23 protein-coding genes are annotated in these 23069 nt (G+C 61.7%); 8 read left to right on the top strand and 15 right to left on the bottom strand.

Annotated elements, in window-relative coordinates; all coding sequences use genetic code 11:
* Nucleotides 1-4: 4 nt before the first annotated feature.
* Nucleotides 5-1729, bottom strand: a complete 1725-nt coding sequence (locus EJD88_RS10845; protein WP_099583951.1) for a tetratricopeptide repeat protein — start codon at nucleotides 1727-1729, stop codon at nucleotides 5-7.
* A 182-nt stretch (nucleotides 1730-1911) separates the two neighbouring features.
* Between EJD88_RS10845 and hemA the strand changes: the two genes are divergently transcribed.
* The 6 genes from hemA to EJD88_RS10815 all read left to right on the top strand — a co-directional run bounded on the left by hemA (nucleotide 1912) and on the right by EJD88_RS10815 (nucleotide 7268).
* Nucleotides 1912-3201: a glutamyl-tRNA reductase gene (hemA, locus tag EJD88_RS10840; RefSeq protein WP_099583952.1), complete on the top strand. Its 1290-nt coding sequence runs from the start codon at nucleotides 1912-1914 to the stop codon at nucleotides 3199-3201.
* Nucleotides 3198-4280: a peptide chain release factor 1 gene (gene prfA / locus EJD88_RS10835; RefSeq protein WP_099583953.1), complete on the top strand. Its 1083-nt coding sequence runs from the start codon at nucleotides 3198-3200 to the stop codon at nucleotides 4278-4280. The genes hemA and prfA overlap by 4 nt, the downstream gene beginning before the upstream one ends.
* Nucleotides 4281-5111 (top strand): peptide chain release factor N(5)-glutamine methyltransferase, encoded by an 831-nt coding sequence (gene prmC, locus EJD88_RS10830; RefSeq protein ID WP_099583954.1) that lies wholly within the window; start codon nucleotides 4281-4283, stop codon nucleotides 5109-5111. It begins immediately after the preceding gene.
* Nucleotides 5105-5860: a molybdopterin-synthase adenylyltransferase MoeB gene (locus EJD88_RS10825; RefSeq protein ID WP_158877930.1), complete on the top strand. Its 756-nt coding sequence runs from the start codon at nucleotides 5105-5107 to the stop codon at nucleotides 5858-5860. The genes prmC and EJD88_RS10825 overlap by 7 nt, the downstream gene beginning before the upstream one ends.
* Nucleotides 5853-6647 (top strand): glutamate racemase, encoded by a 795-nt coding sequence (gene murI / locus EJD88_RS10820; RefSeq protein ID WP_158877929.1) that lies wholly within the window; start codon nucleotides 5853-5855, stop codon nucleotides 6645-6647. Before EJD88_RS10825 ends, murI begins: the two co-directional genes overlap by 8 nt.
* A gap of 102 nt (nucleotides 6648-6749) precedes the next feature.
* Nucleotides 6750-7268 carry an acyloxyacyl hydrolase gene (locus EJD88_RS10815; protein ID WP_099583957.1) on the top strand — a complete coding sequence of 173 codons (519 nt, stop codon included), beginning with the start codon at nucleotides 6750-6752 and terminating at the stop codon, nucleotides 7266-7268.
* A 126-nt stretch (nucleotides 7269-7394) separates the two neighbouring features.
* Here the strand turns inward: EJD88_RS10815 and EJD88_RS10810 are convergent, their stop codons facing one another.
* From EJD88_RS10810 to EJD88_RS10755, 12 genes are all read right to left on the bottom strand, one after another.
* Nucleotides 7395-7700 (bottom strand): YkgJ family cysteine cluster protein, encoded by a 306-nt coding sequence (locus EJD88_RS10810; RefSeq protein WP_099583958.1) that lies wholly within the window; start codon nucleotides 7698-7700, stop codon nucleotides 7395-7397.
* Nucleotides 7701-7752: 52 nt separating this feature from the next.
* A complete protein-coding gene (locus EJD88_RS10805) occupies nucleotides 7753-8238 on the bottom strand; it encodes a DUF2878 domain-containing protein (RefSeq protein ID WP_158877928.1) in 486 nt (161 codons plus the stop codon).
* Nucleotides 8231-9502, bottom strand: coding sequence for a cyclopropane-fatty-acyl-phospholipid synthase family protein (locus EJD88_RS10800; RefSeq protein WP_112193362.1), 1272 nt, complete (start codon nucleotides 9500-9502; stop codon nucleotides 8231-8233). Before EJD88_RS10800 ends, EJD88_RS10805 begins: the two co-directional genes overlap by 8 nt.
* Entirely contained in the window at nucleotides 9489-10298 is an 810-nt protein-coding gene (locus tag EJD88_RS10795; protein ID WP_158877927.1) for a DUF1365 domain-containing protein, read from the bottom strand. The genes EJD88_RS10800 and EJD88_RS10795 overlap by 14 nt, the downstream gene beginning before the upstream one ends.
* Nucleotides 10295-11542 carry an NAD(P)/FAD-dependent oxidoreductase gene (locus EJD88_RS10790; protein ID WP_099583962.1) on the bottom strand — a complete coding sequence of 416 codons (1248 nt, stop codon included), beginning with the start codon at nucleotides 11540-11542 and terminating at the stop codon, nucleotides 10295-10297. The genes EJD88_RS10795 and EJD88_RS10790 overlap by 4 nt, the downstream gene beginning before the upstream one ends.
* On the bottom strand, nucleotides 11539-12321 hold the full coding sequence (locus EJD88_RS10785; RefSeq protein ID WP_158877926.1) for an SDR family oxidoreductase: 783 nt from the start codon (nucleotides 12319-12321) through the stop codon (nucleotides 11539-11541). The genes EJD88_RS10790 and EJD88_RS10785 overlap by 4 nt, the downstream gene beginning before the upstream one ends.
* Nucleotides 12318-12740, bottom strand: coding sequence for a nuclear transport factor 2 family protein (locus EJD88_RS10780; RefSeq protein ID WP_099583964.1), 423 nt, complete (start codon nucleotides 12738-12740; stop codon nucleotides 12318-12320). Before EJD88_RS10780 ends, EJD88_RS10785 begins: the two co-directional genes overlap by 4 nt.
* A complete protein-coding gene (gene phrB / locus EJD88_RS10775) occupies nucleotides 12733-14175 on the bottom strand; it encodes a deoxyribodipyrimidine photo-lyase (RefSeq protein WP_158877925.1) in 1443 nt (480 codons plus the stop codon). The genes EJD88_RS10780 and phrB overlap by 8 nt, the downstream gene beginning before the upstream one ends.
* Nucleotides 14176-15105: a MerR family transcriptional regulator gene (locus EJD88_RS10770; protein ID WP_158877924.1), complete on the bottom strand. Its 930-nt coding sequence runs from the start codon at nucleotides 15103-15105 to the stop codon at nucleotides 14176-14178.
* Between the two features lie 3 nt (nucleotides 15106-15108).
* Nucleotides 15109-16068 (bottom strand): DUF523 and DUF1722 domain-containing protein, encoded by a 960-nt coding sequence (locus EJD88_RS10765; RefSeq protein ID WP_158877923.1) that lies wholly within the window; start codon nucleotides 16066-16068, stop codon nucleotides 15109-15111.
* A gap of 112 nt (nucleotides 16069-16180) precedes the next feature.
* Nucleotides 16181-16396, bottom strand: a complete 216-nt coding sequence (locus EJD88_RS10760) for a TIGR02450 family Trp-rich protein (protein WP_099583968.1) — start codon at nucleotides 16394-16396, stop codon at nucleotides 16181-16183.
* Nucleotides 16393-17379, bottom strand: coding sequence for an NAD(P)/FAD-dependent oxidoreductase (locus tag EJD88_RS10755; protein ID WP_099583969.1), 987 nt, complete (start codon nucleotides 17377-17379; stop codon nucleotides 16393-16395). The genes EJD88_RS10760 and EJD88_RS10755 overlap by 4 nt, the downstream gene beginning before the upstream one ends.
* Nucleotides 17380-17591: 212 nt before the next feature.
* Between EJD88_RS10755 and EJD88_RS10750 the strand changes: the two genes are divergently transcribed.
* Together EJD88_RS10750 and hemH are read left to right on the top strand one after the other, a co-directional pair.
* Nucleotides 17592-18491 (top strand): TIGR01777 family oxidoreductase, encoded by a 900-nt coding sequence (locus tag EJD88_RS10750; RefSeq protein WP_112193373.1) that lies wholly within the window; start codon nucleotides 17592-17594, stop codon nucleotides 18489-18491.
* A 14-nt stretch (nucleotides 18492-18505) separates the two neighbouring features.
* A complete protein-coding gene (gene hemH, locus EJD88_RS10745; protein WP_112193375.1) occupies nucleotides 18506-19531 on the top strand; it encodes a ferrochelatase in 1026 nt (341 codons plus the stop codon).
* 103 nt (nucleotides 19532-19634) lie between these two features.
* On the opposite strand, the gene EJD88_RS10740 is transcribed toward hemH, so the two are convergent.
* Together EJD88_RS10740 and algW are read right to left on the bottom strand one after the other, a co-directional pair.
* Nucleotides 19635-21740 (bottom strand): TonB-dependent siderophore receptor, encoded by a 2106-nt coding sequence (locus EJD88_RS10740; RefSeq protein ID WP_158877922.1) that lies wholly within the window; start codon nucleotides 21738-21740, stop codon nucleotides 19635-19637.
* 112 nt (nucleotides 21741-21852) lie between these two features.
* Nucleotides 21853-23007, bottom strand: a complete 1155-nt coding sequence (gene algW, locus EJD88_RS10735) for a Do family serine endopeptidase AlgW (RefSeq protein WP_099583973.1) — start codon at nucleotides 23005-23007, stop codon at nucleotides 21853-21855.
* Between the last annotated feature and the right edge of the window lie 62 nt (nucleotides 23008-23069).

Genomic DNA, 23069 nt, shown 5'->3' with positions numbered 1-23069 from the left:
AAGCTTAAAGGGTCTCGGATCCGGTCAGGCGCTTGATGGTGCCGCGCAGGATGGGGCTTTCGGGTTGTTCCTTGAGGAATTTTTCCCAGATTTGACGTGCTTCGCGCTGCTTGCCATTGGCCCACAGCACTTCGCCCAGGTGCGCCGCGACTTCCTGATCGGGGAAGCGCTCCAGCGCCTGGCGCAGCAAGCGCTCTGCTTCGTCGAGGTTGCCCAGGCGGTAATTCACCCAGCCGAGGCTGTCGAGTACGGCCGGGTCTTCCGGGTTGAGCTGGTGTGCCTGTTCGATCAACACCTTGGCTTCGTCGTAGCGGGTCGTGCGGTCGGACAAGGTGTAGCCCAGGGCGTTGAGGGCCATGGCGTTGTCAGGGTCGCGCTTGATGATCAGGCGCAGGTCTTTTTCCATCTGCGCCAGGTCATTGCGTTTTTCCGCCTGCATGGCGCGCGTGTACAGCAGGTTCAAGTCGTCGGGGAATTGCAGCAAGGCTTGTTGCAGCAGTTTCCAGGCGCGCTCGCCCTGATTGTTGGCCGACAGGGTTTCGGCCTGGATCAGGTACAGCTGGATCGCATAGTCCGGCTCGGCATCGCGGGCCGCGGCCAGGCGTTTTTCGGCCTCGTCGGTACGACCGTTGCTCATCAGGATATCGGCCTGGCGCAGCTGGGCCGGCAGGTAGTCGTTACCGGGGCCAACCTGGGCGTATTCGAGCAGGGCGGCCTGAGGGTCGTTGCGTTCTTCCGCGATACGGCCCAGGTTCAGGTGCGCCGAGTCCACATGGCTTTCACGCCCGATCAGTTCTTCAAGGTAACCCTTGGCCTCGTCCCAGGCCTTGGCTTCCAGGCACACCAGCGCCAGGGAGTAACGCAGTTCGTCGTCATCGGGGTATTGCTGGACCAGGTTGGCGAACTGCACTTTGGCGTCCTCCATACGGTCCTGCTCCACCAGCATACGTGCGTAAGTCAGGCGCAGGCGTTTGTCGTCCGGGTACTTCTTGATGCTTTTTTCCAGCAGCGGAATGGCTTCCTTGCCGCGATTGAGATTCTGCAGCAAGCGTGCGCGCAGCAGGATCGGCGCGATCTCGCCCTCGTCCGGCGGGTTCTGCTCCAGCAGTTTCAGCGCGGCGTCGGCCTCGTCGTCCTGTTGCAGCAGCAGGGCCTTGCCGAAAATCAGCTGGCTGTTTTTTGGATGCTTTTGCAGCAGACGGTCGAAACTCTTCATCAGGCCATTGCGCGTGTCCTGGTCAGTGTCGGCAGCCGACAGCGCGAGGAAGTCGAAATGGGTATCGCCCTTGCCTTGCAGGACTTTCTCCATATAGACCATGGAGTCGTCATAGCGCCCGGCCCGCGCCAGTTGAATGGCCGCCGCCCGTTGCGCTTCCAGATCGTCCGGCGCGTTTTTCGCCCAGATCAGCGAGGTGTCCAGTGCGGCCTGATCGGCGCCCAGGTACTCGGCGATGCGAAATGCCCGTTCGGAGATGCCAGGATCCTGTGTGTTGATGGCCTGGGTCACATAGTTGTCCAGCGCAATGTCGAAGCGATTGCGCTGGCCGGCCAGTTCCGCACTCAGCAGGCTGAACACCGTTTCTTCACTGAATGAGGAATAAACCTTGGGCTTTTCAGGGGCGGGGGTGCTGTCTTCTACCGGCGGCGTACCGTCCGGCGACACGGGGGCCAAGGTCTGGCAGCCGCTGAGGAAGACAAAAGCAAGGAGCAACGCGGAAGATCTATTCATATAGGAAGAGGACGACTAACCTGCGGTCGGATCATCATGACACAAGCCTTCGGCCAAACATAACCGAGTCTCAGTTGGTGCCTTTATAGACACAAGGCATTAGGACAATAGACGACGGTGGTTGTTCTGAATCTTTCGAAGTAGGACAATTGTCGGCTTCCCGACATCATCAGCGATATTGAATGGCCTTCCTCGCACTCGGTATTAACCACAAGACTGCCTCCGTAGACGTGCGCGAGCGCGTGGCGTTTACGCCAGAGCAGCTGGTTGAGGCCTTGCAGCAGCTCTGCCGGCTCACCGACAGTCGCGAAGCTGCGATCCTTTCGACCTGCAATCGCAGCGAGCTTTATATAGAGCAGGAACATCTTTCAGCGGATGTCGTCCTGCGCTGGCTGGCCGATTTCCACCATTTGAGCCTCGACGACCTGCGCGCCTGCGCTTATGTGCACGAAGAGGATGCGGCAGTTCGTCACATGATGCGCGTGGCTGCCGGTCTCGATTCGCTGGTGTTGGGCGAACCGCAGATTCTGGGGCAGATGAAATCCGCCTACGCTGTGGCGCGTGAGGCCGGCACCGTCGGCCCGCTGCTGGGCCGGCTGTTCCAGGCCACGTTCAATTCCGCCAAGCAGGTGCGCACCGACACCGCCATCGGCGAAAACCCGGTCTCGGTGGCATTTGCCGCCGTCAGCCTGGCCAAACAGATTTTCAGCGACCTGCAACGCAGCCAGGCCTTGCTGATTGGCGCCGGCGAGACCATCACCCTGGTCGCCCGTCACCTGCATGACCTGGGTGTGAAGCGCATCGTGGTCGCCAACCGCACCCTGGAGCGCGCCAGCATCCTCGCCGAACAATTCGGTGCCCACGCCGTTCTGCTGGCGGATATCCCCGCCGAACTGGTGCGCAGTGACATCGTCATCAGCTCCACCGCCAGCCAATTGCCGATCCTCGGCAAGGGCGCGGTGGAAAGCGCGCTGAAGCTGCGCAAGCACAAACCGATTTTCATGGTAGACATCGCCGTTCCCCGGGATATCGAACCCGAAGTCGGCGAGTTGGACGACGTTTACCTCTATAGCGTCGACGATCTGCACGAAGTCGTCGCCGAAAACCTCAAGAGCCGCCAGGGCGCAGCCCAGGCCGCCGAGGAAATGGTCAGCACCGGCGCCGAAGATTTTATGGTGCGCCTGCGTGAACTGGCGGCAGTGGACGTGCTCAAGGCGTATCGTCAGCAGGGCGAACGCCTGCGCGACGAGGAACTGATCAAGGCCCAGCGTTTGCTGGCCAACGGCAGCAGCGCCGAAGAAGTGCTGATGCAACTGGCCCGTGGCTTGACCAACAAGTTGCTCCACGCACCCAGCGTACAGTTGAAAAAGCTTACCGCCGAAGGCCGCCTCGATGCGCTGGCCATGGCTCAGGAACTCTTTGCCCTCGGTGAGGGCGCGTCAGAAAGCTCTTCGGATAAAAAACCGCAATGAAAGCGTCACTGCTCAATAAACTGGATGTGCTCCAGGACCGTTTCGAAGAACTGACCGCCTTGCTCGGCGATGGCGAAGTCATCTCCGATCAGACCAAGTTCCGCACCTATTCCAAGGAATACGCCGAAGTTGAACCGATCGTAACCACCTACGGGCAATGGCTGAAAACCCAGGCCGACCTTGAAGGTGCCCAGGCGCTGCTCAAGGACAGCGACCCGGATATGCGCGAAATGGCTGTGGAAGAAGTCCGCGAGGCCAAGGACAAGTTGATCGCGCTGGAAGGCGACCTGCAACGCATGCTGCTGCCCAAGGATCCAAACGACGGGCGCAACGTGTTCCTCGAAATCCGCGCCGGCACCGGTGGCGACGAGGCGGCGATTTTCTCCGGCGATCTGTTTCGCATGTATTCGCGCTATGCCGAGCGACGTGGCTGGCGTGTGGAGATCCTGTCCGAAAACGAGGGCGAGCACGGCGGCTATAAAGAAGTCATCGCGCGGGTCGAAGGCGAAAATGTCTACGGCAAGCTGAAGTTCGAATCCGGCGCGCACCGCGTACAGCGTGTCCCGGCGACCGAATCCCAAGGCCGTATCCACACGTCGGCGTGCACCGTGGCTGTATTGCCTGAGCCGGATGAGCAGGAGGCCATTGAGATCAACCCGGCGGACCTGAGGGTCGACACTTACCGCTCGTCGGGTGCCGGTGGTCAACACGTCAACAAGACCGACTCGGCAATCCGTATCACCCACTTGCCGTCGGGCATCGTGGTCGAATGCCAGGAAGAACGTTCCCAGCACAAGAACCGGGCCCGGGCCATGTCCTGGCTGTCGGCCAAGCTCAATGACCAGCAGACCAGCGCCGCCGCCAACGCGATTGCCAGCGAGCGCAAGTTGCTGGTGGGTTCGGGCGACCGTTCCGAGCGCATCCGTACCTACAACTTTGCCCAGGGCCGGGTCACCGACCACCGGGTCAACCTGACCCTTTACTCCCTCGACGAGATTCTCGCCGGCGGCGTCGATGCGGTGATCGAGCCCTTGCTCGCCGAGTACCAGGCCGACCAATTGGCCGCGATAGGTGAATAAATGACCATCATCGCCAGCCTGCTGCGCGCCGCCGACCTGCCCGACTCGCCCACCGCGCGCCTGGACGTGGAATTGTTACTGGCGGCGGCCCTGGGCAAGTCCCGCAGCTACCTGCACACCTGGCCGGAAAAAATCGTCAGCAGCGAAGACGCGCTGACCTTTGCCGACTACCTCCAGCGCCGCCGCGCCGGGGAGCCGGTCGCCTATATTCTCGGCCAGCAGGGCTTCTGGAAGCTAGACCTGGAGGTCGCGCCCCACACGCTGATCCCGCGTCCGGACACCGAGTTGCTGGTAGAGGCCGCCCTGGAATTGTTGCCGGCCACGCCCACCCAGGTCCTCGACCTCGGCACGGGTAGCGGCGCCATCGCATTGGCCCTGGCCAGCGAGCGCCCGGCCTGGCACGTCACGGCCGTCGACCGCGTGCTGGAAGCCGTGGCGCTGGCCGAGCGCAATCGCCAGCGCCTGCACCTCAATAACGCCACAGTGCTGAGCAGTCATTGGTTCAGCGCGCTGCAAGGTCGCCGTTACGACCTGATCATCAGTAATCCGCCGTATATCGCCGACAATGACCCGCATCTGGTCGCGGGCGATGTACGTTTTGAACCGGCCAGCGCCCTGGTGGCGGGCCATGACGGTTTGGACGACCTGCGGTTGATCATCAACGAGGCCCCGGCCTACCTGAATGCCGGTGGTTGGTTGCTGCTCGAACACGGTTACGACCAGGCCCTGGCCGTGCGTGATCTGCTGCTGGGCCAGGGTTTTGAGGGCGTGCACAGTCGCATCGACCTCGGCGGCCACGAACGCATCACCTTGGGGCATCGCCCGTGCTGACCGATCAGGAACTGTTGCGCTATAGCCGACAGATTCTGTTGCAGCATGTCGACATCGAAGGCCAGTTGCGCCTTAAAAACAGCCGTGCGCTGATCGTCGGCCTTGGTGGCCTGGGCGCGCCAGTGGCGCTGTACCTGGCCGCTGCGGGCGTGGGCGAACTGCATTTGGCCGACTTCGACACCGTCGACCTGACCAACCTGCAACGCCAGATCATCCATGACACCGACAGTGTCGGGCAGACCAAGGTCGACTCGGCCCTGCGCCGCCTGACCGCCATCAACCCTGAAATCACGTTGGTCGCCCATCGCACCGCGCTGGACGCCGACTCGCTGGCGGCGGCAGTGGCTGCGGTGGACGTGGTGCTTGATTGCAGCGACAACTTCTCCACACGCGAAGCGGTCAACGCCGCCTGCGTTATCGCGGCCAAGCCGTTGATCAGCGGGGCAGCGATTCGCCTGGAAGGCCAATTGTCGGTGTTCGACCCGCGTCGCGCCGACAGTCCGTGTTACCACTGTTTATACGGGCACGGCAGCGACACCGAACTCACCTGCAGCGAAGCGGGCGTGGTCGGGCCGTTGGTGGGGCTTGTCGGCAGCCTGCAAGCCTTGGAAGCCTTGAAGTTGCTGGCCTGTTTCGGTGAACCGCTGGTGGGCCGCTTGCTGCTGATCGACGCCTTGACCACACGTTTTCGAGAATTGCGCGTCAAGCGTGATCCCGGTTGCAGTGTCTGCGGGACGCAACATGGTTAAGGACGCGCCAATCGGTGTGTTCGATTCCGGCGTCGGCGGTTTGTCGGTGCTGGATGAAATCCAACAGCTATTGCCCCACGAATCGCTGTTGTACGTGGCCGATTGCGGGCATATCCCCTATGGCGAGAAAACCCCCGAATTTATTCGTGAGCGTTCGCGACGGGTCGCTGAGTTTTTCCGCGAACAGGGTGCCAAGGCTTTTGTGATTGCCTGCAACACCGCCACCGTCGCCGCCGTTGCAGATTTACGCCAGGACTACCCAGACTGGCCGTTGGTGGGCATGGAGCCCGCCGTCAAGCCAGCGGCTGCCGCCACCCGCAGTGGCGTGGTCGGCGTGCTGGCCACCACCGGCACCCTGCAAAGTGCCAAGTTCGCCGCGTTGCTCGACCGTTTCGCCACCGATGTGCGGGTGATCACCCAGCCGTGCCCCGGCCTGGTGGAACTGATTGAAACAGGCGACCTGAACAGCCCGGCCCTGCGCCAGTTGTTGCAGGGCTACATCGAGCCGCTGCTCAACGCCGGTTGCGACACCATCATCCTCGGTTGCACCCACTATCCCTTCCTGAAGCCCCTCCTGGCACAGATGCTGCCCCCCAGTATCGCCCTCATCGACACCGGCGCCGCCGTGGCCCGCCAGCTCAAGCGTTTGTTGGGCGAACGCAACCTGCTGGCCCATGGCGATCCTGAACCTGCCGAGTTCTGGACCAGCGGTGATGTGTGTCATCTAAGAAATATCCTACCCACACTTTGGAAACATTCCGCAGTTGTGCGAAGCTTCGGCTCGTGAAAATTTCGTGAAATGTCGCTGAACTTCTGGCTCTGAGTCAGCTTCTATAGCGAGATGGCCTGTAAAAAATCATACAACTTCGTTCTCAAAGGACTGTTTCTTATGAAGCGCTTGTTCTGTTTGGCCGCAATTGCGGCCGTAGTGGTGGGACACTCGGTTTCGGCCCAGGCTGCTGGCCTGGAATTTGGCGTAGGCAGCACCAGCGACTCGACCATGACCTACCGATTGGGGCTCACGTCGGACTGGGATAAAAGCTGGTGGCAGAGCGATGTGGGTCGCCTGACCGGTTACTGGAGCGGCGCTTATACCTACTGGGATGGCGACAAGCGCGCCAGTGCCAGCAGCCTGTCGTTCTCGCCGGTGTTTGTGTATGAGTTTGCCGGGGAATCGGTCAAGCCATACATCGAGGCGGGGATCGGTGTGGCGGTGTTCTCCCGCACGAAGTTGGAAGACAACAACATCGGCCAGGCTTTCCAGTTCGAAGACCGTCTGGGGTTCGGCCTGCGGTTTACCGGTGGGCATGAAGTGGGCATTCGTGCCACGCACTATTCCAATGCCGGCATCAGCAGCAACAATGATGGGGTAGAGAGCTACGCGCTGCACTACACCCTGCAGTTGTAATTGCGCAAATCCCTTGTGGGAGGGGGCTTGCCCCCGATTGGGCTGTATCAGCCAGCGAATTTTTGTCTGACACACTGCAATCGGGGGCAAGCCCCCTCCTGCATTTGATCGTCATCGGTGTTTAGGTCAGCGGTAGGCCGTCGCAATCCCCTGGCGCTCTTCGATGCACTCCGGTGCGCCCATCTCGAATTCCCGGCAAATCAGCGGCCGACGCTCATAGATCGTGCACATCATCGTGTCCCGATCCAGTGCCGCGCACCAGCCGTCGTCCAGGCGCAGCATCACTTCGCCGCCCCAATCGTCGGTGTCGATATAGCGCTCCGGCACGCCGGTGTCGGTGATCAGCATGACTTCCAGCTGGCAGCAGCAGGCCGCGCACGTCGAGCAGGTGACGGCGGGTTCGGCGATTTGAGTGTGGGGGATGTTGGTCATGGCGGCAGCTTCAAGCTTTGAGCGGCAAGCTGCAAGAAAAAGCCGACCGGCTTCAGTATTTTGTCGCGGCGCGAGCAAGCAGTGCGAAGAGCACAGCCCACAGCAGTGCCAAGCCGAACAGGCTCGGCCACAGGGCGTAACCGAAGCTCACCCCTGCCAGTTGGCTGCCTGCGTAATAAGACATGGGGCCGCCCACGGCGCCCAATAATGCTGCGCGCCAGCGAGGCCGGGTGCTCCAGGCCAGACAATGACGCAGTGTGGTTGCCAGTAGCGCCCACAGCAGCATCAACCAGAACGGGATAAGCGGGCCCGGCTCGGTGAAATGAAACACGCCCACCGTGCGTAACGCCGTATCCAGCAATGTGCCCAGCACCGTCACGCCGAGAATCAGTCTGCCGTCTTCGGCCCATGAACTTATCCACAGCAGATGAATAGCCAGCGCAGCGAGCCCCACGAGTAACCACACGCTGTCGCCGCCCAGCACACAGGCAAACCAGCCGCACTGGAACAGCGCGGCATTGGCCAGGTTTTTAAGCATTGAAGCGCCCGAGCAACGGCGGGTTGATCGCTGCCGGTTTGGCCAGCAGCAATTGCGCGGTGCCGATGGTGCGCTCCATAAAGCCACCTTCGCAGTAACACAGGTAAAACTCCCACAACCGCAGGAAGTATTCGTCGTAGCCCATTTCTGTCAGGCGGCCGTGAGCGCGACGAAAGTTCTCATGCCACAGGCGCAGGGTTCGCGCGTAGTGCAGGCCAAAGTCTTCCATGTGCAGCAGGTTCATATCGGTGTCGCGGCTGACGATTTGCAGCATGTTCTGCACACTGGGCAGGGCGCCGCCCGGAAAAATGTAGCGCTGGATAAAGTCCACGCTGTTCTTGGCCTGCTCAAACCGTTGCTCGCGGATGGTGATGGCCTGCAGCAACATCAGCCCATCGCTCTTGAGCAAGTGCGCGCATTGCTTGAAGTAGGTCGGCAGGAAGCGATGGCCAACGGCTTCGATCATCTCGATGGACACCAGCTTGTCGTACTGGCCGGTGAGGTCGCGATAGTCACTCAGCAGCAGCGTGACCTGGCCTTGCAAGCCGAGGGTTTCGATGCGTTTTTCGGTGTAGGCAAACTGCTCCTTGGACAAGGTCGTGGTGGTGACCTTGCAGCCATAGTGTTGCGCCGCATACAGCGCCATGCTGCCCCAACCGGTGCCGATTTCCAGCAGGTGGTCGGTGGGCTTGAGCGCGAGCTTCTGGCAGATGCGTTCCAGCTTGTTCAGTTGCGCCTGTTCCAGGGTGTCGTCAGGGCTCAGAAATTGCGCCGCCGAATACATCATGGTCGGGTCGAGGAATTCTTCGAACAGGTCGTTGCCCAGGTCGTAGTGCGCGGCGATGTTTTTCTGCGAGCCCTTGCGTGTGTTGCGGTTGAGCCAGTGCAGGCCTTGGGTGAGCGGGCGTGCCAGCCGTGCCAGGCCACCTTCCATGGCGTCGAGCACGTCCAGGTTGCTGACCATCACACGCACTACGGCGGTCAGGTCCGGGCTGCTCCAATACCCGTGGATAAACGCCTCGCCGGCGCCGATGGAGCCGTTGGCCGCCACCAGTCCCCAAACCGCAGGGTCGAGGATCTGGATTTCCCCCAGCAAGTGCGCTTCCCGTGCGCCGAACACTTGCCGTTCGCCGTCCTCGATCACCACCAGTTGGCCGTGGCGCAATTGGCTGAGTTGACGCAGCACGCCCTTGCGCAACAGCGCACTGGTCACACCGTTGACGTTCAGGCGGTTGGCCTTGACCGATAAGCTAGGGGATTTCATGGCGGCGATCCTTGGTATACCCGACGGCTGTACGAGAGGCGCCATCGGCGGCCCGGTGGGAAAAAATCGGTGTGCGCTTAAGAAAAAGGCGCAGCGCCTGCCAGTAAATGGCCAGGCACGTCTTGGCGGTCATCCACGGAAAGCGCCACAAGTAGCGATGCAGGCTGGCGCGATCCAACACTTCTTTTTGCAGGCTCAAGGTGGCGTCGAACACTTTCAGCTCGCCCTGCCAGTCGGCCATGTGCACGCCGAGCCTGGCGGCGGGCGGGCTGAAGCTCATGCGGTATTCCAGGTCGCGGGGCAAGAACGGCGACACATGGAAGGCCTTGGCCACGGCGAAATGCTGGTGCTCATCAGCGCCCAGGGCTTGGGCCGGCAGCACGTAGTGGTAGCGCTCGCGCCACGGGGTGTTGGTCACTTCACACAGTATCGCGGCCAGTTGCCCATCGGCCTCGAAGCAATAGAAGAAACTCACCGGATTAAAAGCCAGGCCCCAACTACGGGCCTGGGTCAGTAGGCAGATAACGCCCTGAGGCGTACGCCCCAGCGCCTTGCCGACTTCCTGGCGCACGGCATCGCTCAAGCTCATGCCGTGGCGCGTGAATTCACGCAGGTAATCCTGCTGACGAAAACCGAAGGGCGCCAGGCGACTGCGCCCCGCCAACGGCGACAGCCCGAGGACTTCGTCTTGTTCGCTCAAGTCCAGGTACAGCAGGCCGATGCGGTAGCGAAAGGCATGGACCTTGGGCGCAAACCGTCGATGGGCAATCCAGCCGCTGTACAGGGCGCTGTTCACAGGGTTTCCCCAAAGGCCTGGGCCACGCGCAGGGCGCTGACCACGCCGTCTTCGTGGAACCCATTGGCCCAGTAGGCGCCGCAGTAAAAGGTGTTGCGCGCCCCGGCCAGTTCTTCCCAGCGGTTTTGCGCGGCCACCGCCGCCAGGCTGTATTGCGGATGGGCGTAGGTGTAGCGCGCGAGGATCTTCAGCGGGTTGATCATTGGCGTCTGGTTGAGGCTGACGCAAAAGGTGGTGGCGCTGTCGATGCCCTGCAGGATGTTCATGTCATAAGTGACGGCCGCCTGGGTCTGGGTGTTGCCGCTCAGCCGATAATTCCAGCTGGCCCAGGCGAGTTTGCGGTCGGGCAGCAGGCGGGTGTCGGTGTGCAGGACCACGTCGTTGTCGGCGTAGGGCAGGGCACCGAGAATCTCCTGTTCGGCCTGGCTGGGGTCGGCGAGCAATGCCAGTGCCTGGTCGCTGTGGCAGGCGAACACCACCCGATCAAACGCCTCGCTGCCGGCAGGGCTGTGGATAACTACGCCGTCCTCGGTGCGCTCGACATTATGCACAGGGCAATTCAGGCGAATCTGCTCGCGAAAGCGGCGCGTCAACGGTTCGATGTAGCGGCTGGACCCGCCTTCGATCACACACCACTGCGGCCGGTTGTTCACCGACAGCAAGCCGTGGTTCTTGAAGAAGCGCACAAAGAACTGCAACGGAAAGCCCAGCATGTCTGCCAGGGACATCGACCAGATCGCCGCGCCCATCGGCACGATGTAATGCCGCACAAAGCGTTCGCCGTAACCGCCGGCTGCGAGGTAATCGCCCAAGGTCATCTCGGCGCTGATGCGTTGCTCCTGCAGATCCAGCGGCGCCTGGCGGTTGAAGCGCAGGATGTCGCGCAACATGCCCCAGAAGCCCGGCGACAGGATATTGCGGCGCTGGGCGAACAGGCTGTTGAGGTTATTGCCGTTGTATTCGAACCGGGTGCTTTCGTCGCACACCGAGAAGCTCATCTCGGTGGGTTTGAACGTCACGCCAATCTGCCCCAGCAAGCGGATGAAGTTGGGGTAGGTCCAGTCGTTGAACACGATAAAGCCGGTGTCCACCGCGTAGCTTTTGCCGTCGACGCTGACATCGACTGTATGGGTATGCCCGCCGATACGATTGCCCGCTTCAAACACGGTGACCTCGTGACGGCGGCTGAGCAGGTAGGCGCTGGTCAGGCCAGCAATGCCGCTGCCGATAATGGCGATCTTCACTGGTCGTCCTTTTTCGGTGGCGGGCTGCGCAGCATGCGTTTGCCGATGATCAATTGCGCGCGGTTAGGCAGTTTCGACAGCGGCCACAGGGTCGCAATGAACAACGCCGGGAAGGCGATTTCCAGTGGGCGTTTGTCCAGCTTGGCGAAAATGTGCCGAGCCGCCTTGTCGGCAGGCCAGCTCAGGGGCATCGGGAAGTCATTGCGCTCGGTCAGTGGCGTGTCGACAAAGCCAGGGCTGATCACGGTGACGTCGATGTTTTCCGTCGACAGGCTGATGCGCAGGGATTCGAACAGGTAACGCAGCCCGGCCTTGGACGCGCCATAGGCTTCGGCGCGGGGCATCGGCAGGTAGGTCACGGCGCTGGCAACACCCACCAGATGCGGGGTGCGCCCGGCACGCAACAACGGCAGGGCCGCTTCGATGCAATAACTGCTGGCCAGCAAGTTGGTGCGCACCACGTGCTCGATGATCGATGAATCAAACTGCTTGGCGTCGACATACTCACAGGTGCCGGCGTTGAGGATCACGGTGTCGAGCGACCCCCAGGCAGCACCGATATGCTCCCCGATCTCGCGTACCGTCTGGCTGTTGGTCAGGTCACCGGCCACCACCAGCACTTGGCCGGGGTAACGTTGGGCCAGTGCGTCCAGCGGCGCGTGGGTGCGGGAACTCAAGGCCACATGGGCGCCGCTGTCAAGCAACTCCACAGCCAAGGCGGCACCAATCCCACTGCTGGCACCGGTCAGCCAATAACGACGTGGCGACACTGCGTTCATCCCACTCTCCTTTTCAACCAACTGACGACTTTGCCCAGGACGGGAAGGTGTTCGTAGAGCATGGCGCCCGCATCGAAGTAATCGCGGTGGCGGTACACCTTGTCCCGCCACATCAGGTGCGAGCACCCCTCCACCCGGATGACTTGGCCGTTGGCCAGGCGTGGGTGGCAAAAACTCATTTTCCAGCGCAGGTAGCCTTCGCCTTCGGCCACTTGGTCGAAACCGTGGAAGTCGAAGCGCAGTTGGCTGACATTGCTGTACAGCTCGGCGAAATAGCTGTGCAGCGCGGTCAGGCCATGGACCTCGTGCAGCGGGTCGGTAAAGGCAATGTCCTTGCTGTATAGGCTGTCGAGCAGGTGCAGGTTGTGCTTGTCCAGCGTGGCGAAGGTCTGGGCGAAGCGTTGCAGGAAGTCACTCATGTTCGGCCACCGACTGCCGCGAAGGCAGGCTGCGAAAGGCGGCCAGGGCTCGCTCGCGGGACTTTTTCAGGTCGACAATCGAGCGCGGATAATCCGCCACGCCAAACAGGCCACCGGCGGCTTCGGGGTTGTGCACTTCCTTTTTATTCAGTGCGGCCAGTTCCGGCAGCCAGTGCTTGATGAATACACCTTCGCTGTCGAACTTTTCCGACTGGCTCAGGGGGCTGAAGATCCTGAAGTACGGCGCCGAGTCGGTGCCGGTGGACGAACTCCACTGCCAGCCGCCGTTGTTGGCCGCCAGGTCGCCGTCGATCAGGTGGCGCATAAAGAAGCGCTCGCCCTCACGCCAGTCGATCAGCAGGTTCTTGGTCAAGAACATCGCCACCACCATGCGCAGCCGGTTGTGCATCCAGCCGGTTTCCAGCAGTTGGCGCATGGCGGCGTCAATGATCGGCAGGCCCGTGCGAGCTTCTTGCCAGGCCGCCAGGTCCTTGGGCGCATCACGCCAAGCCACGGCTTCGGTTTCGGGGCGGAACGCACGGTGGCGCGACACCCGTGGGTAGCCCACCAGGATGTGTTTGTAGAACTCACGCCAGAGCAATTCGTTGATCCAGGTGATGGCGCCGATGTCGCCACTTTCGAATTCGCCCTGGTTGGTCTGCAACGCGGCATGCAGGCACTGGCGCGGCGAGACCACGCCGGCCGCGAGGTAGGCCGATAACTGGCTGGTGCCGGGCTTGGCGGGGAAATCGCGCTCGTCTTTGTAGTAGCTGATCTGCTGGTCGGCGAAGGTGTCAAGGCGGCGCCGGGCTTCGTCTTCACCGGCAGGCCAGAGCGCGCGCAGGGTGTTGCTGGGCGGCTCGAAACCGGCAACGGTGGTCGGGACCGGATCGCTGTTGAGGTCGAGTCTGGCCTGGGCCTTCGGCGTGGGCACCAAGCGTGGCAGGGCGCTGTGCAGCCGTGTGTAGCAGACTTTGCGGAACTGACTGAAGACCTGGAAGTAGGTGCCGGTCTTGGTCAGCACACTGCCCGGTTGGAAGAACAATTGGTCAAGGTAGCTGTGGAACGTCACGCCATCGGCCTCCAGCGCCTGGGCGACGGCGGCGTCACGGCGGCTTTCGTGAATGCCGTACTCCTCGTTGACGTGCAGCGATTGCACCGACAGCGCCCGGCACAGTTCGCCGAGCACAGCGGGCGCCTGATCCCAAGTGGCCGCCGTGCGGATCAACAGCGGGATGTTCAGCTCGCCCAAGGCCTGGCTCAGGTGCTGCAGGTTGCGTAGCCAGAAGTCGACTTTGCACGGCGCGTCATCGTGGGCCAGCCATTGCTCAGGCGTGATCAGGTACACGGCAGCGACCGGGCCACGCTGGCTCGCGGCGGCCAGGGCGGTGTTGTCGTGTAGGCGCAGGTCGGTGCGCAGCCAGATCAAATGCATTTAGATAAGTCCACGCTGGATCAATAACTGGTGAGCCGACAGCACCTCTTCGGCCACGAACAATTCAGGAGTGTCACGGGTTAATACGGCTAACTCAGCCTGGTGGATGCACACCGTTGGTCCGACGAGCAGCGTCGGGCAACTGACGCCCATCAACAGTTTGGTCAGCGTCGGCAAGTGCAGGGCCTTGCTCGAATACAGCAGCACCGCGCGCGGTTGCAGATGCTCCACCGCCAGGGCCAGTTCGCCGGCGGGCAGCGGCCAGTCGAACACTTCCACCGGGCAATCGGCGCTGCTGGCCAGCCAGGCGCTGAGCCACAGGTGCGGCTCCAGTGGCAGGTCGGACTGGTTGACCAGCAACAGCGGCGCACCGTGCAGTTGGCGATTGTTGTGGTAGATACGCGCACCGAACTTGCTGCGCAGCCAGGACAGGAAAAACACCCGTTCCATCTGCGCGCCGAACTGGCCCTGCCAACGCTGCTCCAGGTCCATGATCAGTGGCAGCAGCAGTTGTTCGCACAGGGTGCGCGGCGGGTACAGCGCCATGGCCTGGTTGAAGGCGTCGTCGACCCGGCGCTCGGTCAGTTCGCTGATGGCCTGCACCAGGGTCTGGCGCAGGGTGTGCCATTCATTCTCTGCCGTGTCGGGGCTGGTCTGGGCAGTGTCAATCAGGTGTTTCACCTGGCTGACCGGCACGCCGCGATTGAGCCAGGTGAGAATGGCGTGGATACGTTGCACATGGTCGGCGCTGAACAGCCGATGGCCCTTGGGCGTGCGCTGGGGCACGATCAGGCCATAGCGGCGTTCCCAGGCGCGCAGGGTCACGGCGTTGACACCAGTCTGGCGCGCCACTTCGCGGATCGGCAGCCAGCCGTCTTGCAGGGCTTGGGCGATGTCTTCACCGGGTTCGTCTTGCAGGGCAACTTTCATGGTCTAGATCGCATTGCGCAGGCTGAGGTTTTCCGGGTGCGGTTGCAGGTACGCCTGCTGCGCGATGTAGCGGTCCGGGTGTTGGCGAAAGTGATGTTTGAGCAGGGTCAACGGCACCACCAGTGGCACGATGCCGTGGCGGTATTGGCCGATAACGGTCTGCATTTCCTGCTTGTCGTCGGCGCTGATGACCTGCTTGAGATAGCCACTGATGTGTTGCAGCACATTGGTGTGGGTGCCGCGGGTGGCGCATTTGGTCAGGCCGGTCATCAAGTCGCTGAAGTAACACGCGGCCAGTTCACTGAGGTCGGTGCCTTTGCCCATGCTGCCCAGCAGGTGACCCAGGCTTTTGTAATGGACAGGGCTGTGGGCCATCAGCAGGTATTTGTAGCGCGAGTGAAAAGCCAGCAAGCCGTGACGGGTCAGTCCGTCGGCCTGCAGCTGCTGCCAACTGGCGTAGACGAACACGCGGGTCAGGAAGTTTTCCCGCAGCACCGGGTCATTCAATCGGCCGTCTTCTTCGACCGGCAGGTTGGGGTGGCGCGCGCAAAACGCCCGGGCATAGATGCCGCGCCCGCCGCCGTCGACCGGGGTGCCGTTTTCGCGGTACACCTTGACCCGCTCCAGGCCACAGGACGGCGACTTCTGCATAAAAATGTAACCGCACAGGTCGGTGTGTTCCTGGGCCATCTGCTGGCCGTAGTCGTCCAGCGGCTGGGTCACGTTGAGCTCACGGCGCACCGTGCCCACGGCCTGCGGGTGGGCAGGGTCGCCGACCAGGCGGATCGGTTCGCGGGGGATGCCCAGGCCAATCGCAACTTCGGGGCACAGCGGCACAAAGTCGAAATAGTCGGCGAGGGTCTGGCTGCAGAGCAGGGATTGTTTATGACCGCCGTTGAAGCGCACGTTCTCGCCCAACAGGCAGGCGCTGATCGCGATCTTCGGTTTTGCGCTGCTGGACATGGGCAAACCCCTGATAAATTCCTGTACAAGCTTTAGGCGTTGTACAACTAAATCTCATCATAGGTTTGATGCTGTACAAGTCAAATTATTTGTACAGGTTTTTTCGTGGGGATTATTTCCAGCCGATTTTCCAGGCCTCGGCATTCTGCAACGTCTGCCACGGCAGGCGTTCGGCCCGTTTGGTCATGATCGCCTGCAGCTCGATTTCCAGCACGGTGCCTTCTTCGTCCCGGAACAATTCGGTGACCAGAAAGTGTTTTTCCTTGTGGCGGGGGTGGGCTGCTGTCCACTTCGACAGCAGCAGTTTGGCGGGGTTGAGACGGTTCATTGCAGGTGCTCGATCAATCGTCGCGCGGCTTCCTGGCCACTGAGCCAGGCACCTTCGACCCGACCGGACAGGCACCAGTCGCCACACACGTACAGGCCCAGGTCAGCATCGGCCAGCACACCGAATTCGTGACTGCTGGACGGGCGCGCATAAAGCCAGCGGTGCGCCAGGCTGAAGGACGGCGCAGGCATGGCGCTGTGCAGCAATTCGGCGAAGGCGCCGTGCAGGTGTTCGATCACGGCTTCCTTGGGCAAGTCCAGATGGGCTTTGCTCCACGCGCTGGTGGCATGTAGCACCCAGGTATCGAGGGTGGTGTCGCGCCCAGGTTTGCTGCGGTTGCGCGCCAGCCAGTCGAGGGGACTGTCTTGTACGAAACAGCCTTCCATCGGTGTATCCAGTGGCTTGTCGAAGGCCAGGGCGACAGCCCACGTGGGGTCCATTTTCACCCCCGCGGCGGCGCTGGCCAGCTTGGGCGCAGCAGCCAGCAGGGCGGTGGCTTGGGGCGCTGGCGTGGCGATGACCACATGGCTGAATGGGCCATGGCTGCCGCCGTCCGCGTCGAGCAGGTTCCAGTGCTGAGTGCCTTGGAACACCTCGGTAATGCGGCAACCGAATTCCACCGGCAAGTCATCGAGCAGGGCGCGGGTGATGGCACTCATGCGCGGGGAGCCGACCCAGCGGATCTGCTCGTCGGGGGAGGGCGTGAGCTGGCCGGATTTGAAGTTGTACAACTGCGGTTTCCATTGCTCGGCCCAGCCGTTGCTTTGCCAGCGTTGCACTTCGTTGACGAAGCGTCGGTCGCGGGCGGTGAAGTACTGGGCGCCCATGTCCAGCGCGCCGGCATCGCTGCGCTTGCTGGACATGCGGCCACCGCTGCCGCGGCTCTTGTCGAAAAGTTTTACAGCGTGCCCGGCGTCTCGTAACGCTTGGGCGGCGGAGAGACCGGCGATGCCGGTACCGATGATCGCGATGGGGACAGTCATGGGAGGCCTCGTTTTACCGTTGGGTACAGACTACGCCGACACCAATAGCTGTACAATATTGTTTTTTGGTATAAGTTTTGGCGTACCTGAACGTCTGGCGTGACCTATGGTTAAAGCTGAGGCTTAAACAACAGCCACGCCCGATTACAAATTGATCCCTGCTTATAAAATAGACCAGTGATCGGCGGCGAACGTTACATGAGGAGGATCCCATGCATATTTTGCTGACCGGCGGTACCGGCTTGATCGGCCGCCAACTCTGCCAACACTGGCTCGCCCAAGGCCATCGCCTGACCGTGTGGAGCCGCCATCCGGAAGAGGTTGCCGCCCTGTGTGGCGCGCAGGTGCTGGGCGTTGCGCGCCTGGAAGAGGTGATCGGCGCCGTGGACGCGGTGGTCAATCTCGCCGGCGCCGCCATCGCCGACCGCCCCTGGACCCACAAACGCAAGGCGCTGTTGTGGAGCAGCCGCATCGGCCTTACCGAAACCCTGCTGGCGTGGCTCGAAGGCCAGGCGCAGAAACCGGCAGTGTTGATTTCCGGCTCGGCGGTGGGCTGGTACGGCGACGGCGGTGAGCGCGAACTGACCGAGGCCAGCGGCCCGGTGCAGGACGACTTCCCCAGCCAGCTGTGTATCGCCTGGGAAGAAACCGCCCAGCGCGCAGAAGCCCTGGGCATCCGTGTGGTGCTGGTGCGGACCGGCCTGGTGCTGGCGGCCGAGGGCGGCTTTTTGTCGCGGCTGCTGTTGCCGTTCAAACTGGCGCTGGGCGGGCCGATCGGCAATGGTCGGCAGTGGATGCCCTGGGTGCATATCAAGGATCAAATCGCCCTGATTGATTTTCTTCTGCACAAGGATGACGCCAGCGGTCCGTATAATGCCTGCGCGCCACACCCGGTGCGTAACCGCGAGTTCGCCAAGACCCTGGGCCAGGTGCTGCACCGCCCGGCGTTCATGCCGATGCCGGCCTTTGCGCTGAAAGTCGGCTTGGGCGAGTTGTCGGGGCTGTTACTGGGCGGGCAGAAGGCGATCCCCGAACGCTTGATGGCCGCCGGTTTCATTTTCCAGTTCACTGAGTTGCATGCGGCTCTGGACGACTTGTCCAGCCGCCTCTAGAGATAGGATGTTGCATGACGGATCACGCGTTGTTACTGGTCAACCTGGGTTCACCGGCGTCCACTTCGGTGGCCGATGTGCGCAGCTACCTCAACCAGTTTTTGATGGACCCTTATGTGATCGACCTGCCATGGCCGGTGCGGCGCTTGCTGGTGTCGCTGATCCTGATCAAGCGCCCCGAGCAGTCGGCCCATGCCTATGCGTCGATCTGGTGGGATGAAGGCTCGCCGCTGGTGGTGCTCAGTCGCCGCCTGCAACAGCAGATGACCGCGCAGTGGACCCAGGGCCCCGTAGAGTTGGCCATGCGTTACGGCGAGCCGTCCCTGGAAACGACCCTCACCCGGCTGGCCGCCCAAGGCATTCAGAAGGTCACCCTGGCGCCTTTGTACCCACAGTTCGCCGACAGCACCGTGACCACGGTGATCGAAGAGGCCCGGCGCGTGGTGAAAGACAGGAAACTGAATGTACAGTTCTCGATCCTGCAGCCGTTCTACGATCAGCCCGAATACCTCGATGCCCTGGCGGCGAGCGCACAGCGTTATATCGAGCAGGATTACGACCACTTGCTGCTGAGCTTTCATGGTTTGCCCGAGCGCCATCTGACTAAGCTCGACCCGACCGGCCAGCATTGCTTCAAGGATGCCGACTGCTGCAAGAACGCGTCGCCGCAAGTGCTTGCCACATGCTATCGCGCGCAATGTTTCAGTGTTGCCCGCGATGTAGCCGAGCGCCTGGGCTTGCCGGATGGCAAATGGTCGGTGGCGTTTCAATCGCGCCTGGGCCGTGCGAAGTGGATCGAACCCTACACCGAAGCGCGCTTGGAGGCGCTGGCTCAACAAGGCGTGAAAAAGCTGCTGGTGATGTGCCCGGCGTTTGTGGCCGATTGCATCGAGACCCTGGAAGAGATTGGCGATCGCGGCCTGGAGCAGTTCCGCGAGGCCGGAGGCGAGGAATTGGTATTGGTACCGTGCTTGAATGATGATCCGCAGTGGGCGGCGGCGCTCAATACGCTGTGTGAAAGAGCGCCTCTTTCACTGTAATTGAACCTGGCGCAGATCCAAATGTGGGAAGGGGCTTGATCCCGCTACACGTAATTCGTAGCAGCTATCGGGAGCACGCCCCCTCCCACATGTTTGATTTGTATTAGAGATTGAGGGTCAGGCTGACCGTGAAATTGCGCGGTTCGCCGGGGTTGACCCAGTAATTGCTGTAGGACCGCTCGTAGTATTTTTCATCAAACAGGTTGTTCAGGTTCAGGCCCACCGTCACGTTCTCGGTCGCCTTGTAATGCGCCAGCAAATCCACGGTGTGGTAGGCCGGCAGTTCAAAGCTGCCGCCTGCTTCACCTGAGCGGTCTCCCACATAGGTGAACGCTGCGCCCAGGTCTGAGCCGCGCAACGCGCCATCCTGGAATTCATACACCCCCAACAGACTGCCGCTGCGCTTGGCCACGCCGAGAATGCGGCTGCCGGCCGCAATGGCCTTGTCACCTTTGGTCACTTCGGCGTCGATGTAGGCGAACGCGCCGATCACCCGTATCGCGTCGGTCAGTTGCCCGGTCAGTTGCAAGTCAACGCCCTGGCTGCGCGCCTTGCCCATGGCGCGGTTGGTGTTGGTGGCCGGGTCCAGGGCCAGCACGTTTTCCTTTTCGATATGGAACGCGGCGACGGTGGTGCTGAGGCGGTCGTCGAACAGCTCGCTCTTGATCCCCACTTCATAACCCACGCCTTCTTCGGGCTTGAAGGTGTTGCCCGTGGCGTCCAGGCCGCTGTTGGGTTTGAACGAGGTCGAAGCGTTGGCGAACACGCCGACTTCGGGCGTGAGTTGATAAAGCAGGCCGGCGCGCTGGGTGAGGGCGTCGTGGGTTTGCCGGCTCGGCGGGGCGTTGCGGGTGAAGTCGTCGACGGTTTGCTCGAAATGCTCGAAGCGTGCGCCGACCATGCCGCGCAGGCGGTCGGTAAAGACGATCTGGTCTTGCAGGTTCAGGGCGTGGCTTTTGGTCTGCTCGAAAAAGTCGGTGCCGGAACGTACGCCATTGGGTTTGGCTTGGCCGTAGACCGGGTTGTAGATGTCGATCGCGTATGAGCTGCCCGGGCTGCCGGCGATGGCGGTCACGCGTTCCTTCTTGCGGTAGTCCTCGTATTCGGTGCCCACCAGCAGTTCATGCTGCCAGCTGCCGACGTCGAACAAACCGCGCAGCTCCAATTGGGTGATGCTGTCGTGCCAGCCCATGGAGCGTTCGCGGTAGCGGCGGTTGAGGGTATGGCCGTCGGCGCTGAGTGGCCGATTTTCCGAGGCATCGCCCCATAGGCTGCCTTGTTTGTAATGGCTGGCCAGGCGCAGTTTCCAGGCGTCGTTGAGGTGATGTTCGAGGGTCGCCTGGATGCGGTTGTTGTGGTTGTCGATGTCGCCGTCGTTGGGCTCGCCGAGGAAGGTGGAGCGCGACAGACCGGGCGCATCGACGATGCCACGGTCGAACGTGGAGCTGTGGCGCACGAATTCGCTTTCCACCAGCAGGCTGGTGTCCGGGTCCAGTTGCCAACTGAACGAGGGCGCAACGAAAACGCGCTTGCTCTGCACGTGATCGCGAAAGCTGTGGTTGTCCTCTACTGCCAGGTTGACCCGCGAGAGCACGTGGCCTTCGTTGTCCAGCGGCGTGTTGACGTCGATGGCGGTGCGGTAACGGTCCCAACTGCCGGCGCTGGTTTGCAGGGTGGTGAAGGCGTCTGGCTGAGGTTTTTTGGTGACGATATTCACGGTGCCGCCTGGGTCGCCGCGCCCGTACAAACTGGCCGCAGGGCCTTTGAGTACTTCAATGCGTTCGATGTTGGCCGCGTCCGGTGTGCTCGGGTAACCACGGTTGGCGCTGAAACCGTCCTGGTAGAACTCCGAGGTGGTGAAACCACGCACGCTGTATTCGTAGAGGGTCAGGCCACCAAAGTTGTTTTGCTTGGACACGCCGCCCGCAAATTCCAGGGCACGTTCCACGTTGGTGCTGCCCAGGTCCTTGAGCACCGTGGCGGGAATCACGCTGATGGATTGTGGGATATCGCGCAGGGCCGTGTCGGTTTTAGTCGCGCTGGCCGAACGAGTGGCGCGATAGCCCTTCACCGGGCCGGTGGCGGATTCATAGGCGTCGGTAGTGACGCTGATGGTATCGAGTTCGACGGTGGTGTCTTCGGCAAAGGCGGGGTCGAGCAGCAAACCCAAGGCCAAGCCAGCCAAGGGGGCAATTCTTCGAGACGGCATGATAGAGCGTTCCAATAGCGATATTGAAACAATATAACATGACTAATGAGAATGAATCGCTGTGAAACATTAACTTACAGGTGCCCGCTAAGGGGCACCTGGACGAGGCGGCTTATTCTTCTTCTTTTACCGGAGCCGGCGGCGGGCGCAGGCCGATTTCCGCCGACAACTTGATCTCTTTACCGTTGCGCATCACCAGGATCGCCACCTTATCGGTCGGTTTGATCCGCGCCACCTGGTTCATCGACTTGCGACCATCGCCGGCCGGTTCGCCGTTGATGCTCAGGATCACGTCACCCAATTGCAGGCCGGCTTTCTGCGCCGGTCCGTCGCGGAAGATCCCGGCGACTACGATGCCTGGGCGCCCGGTCAGGCCAAACGACTCGGCCAGTTCCTTGGTCAGCGGTTGTACTTCGATCCCCAGCCAGCCGCGAATAACCTGGCCGTGCTCGATGATCGACTTCATCACTTCCATCGCCAGCTTCACCGGGATCGCAAAACCGATGCCCTGGGAGCCGCCGGACTTGGAAAAAATCGCGGTGTTGATACCGGTCAGGTTGCCATTGGCATCCACCAGCGCGCCGCCGGAGTTGCCAGGGTTGATCGCCGCGTCGGTCTGGATGAAGTCTTCGTAGCTGTTGAGGCCCAACTGGTTACGGCCGGTGGCGCTGATGATGCCCATGGTCACCGTCTGGCCCACCCCGAACGGGTTGCCGATGGCCAGCGCCACATCACCCACCCGCAAGCCATCGGAACGGCCGAGGGTGATGGAAGGCAGGTTTTTCAAATCGATCTTCAACACCGCCAGGTCCGTTTCCGGGTCGCTGCCCACCACGCGGGCCAGGGTTTCGCGGCCATCACGCAGGGCCACCACAATTTGGTCGGCGCCGGTGGTCACGTGGTTGTTGGTGAGGATGTAGCCTTCGGGGCTCATGATCACCCCGGAACCCAGGCTGGATTCCATGCGCCGCTGCTTGGGCCCGTTGTCACCGAAATAGCGGCGGAACTGCGGATCCTCGAACAACGGATGCGCCGGCTTGTTGATGACCTTGGTGGTGTACAGGTTGACCACCGCCGGAGCGGCAATGACCACTGCGTCGGCGTACGTCACCGGGCCTTGCACCACCGCGCTGGTCTGCGGCGCCTGTTGCAGGTTGACATCAAGGCTGGGTAAGCCCACCCACTGGGGATAACGCTGAATAATCAGCATCGCGATCAGCACGCCAGCCAGCAATGGCCATCCAAAAAAACGCAGTGCCTTGAGCATCAAGTAAGTCCTGACAGGTTGCAGGGGGCGGGAGAGCGCCCATAATGTCGCGCATTATACGA

Origin of the sequence: Pseudomonas sp. PB105 (assembly GCF_009764655.1) — a bacterium.
In the GTDB taxonomy this organism is placed as follows: domain Bacteria; phylum Pseudomonadota; class Gammaproteobacteria; order Pseudomonadales; family Pseudomonadaceae; genus Aquipseudomonas; species Aquipseudomonas cyclaminis.
This window is presented reverse-complemented; position numbering and strand designations above follow the sequence as displayed.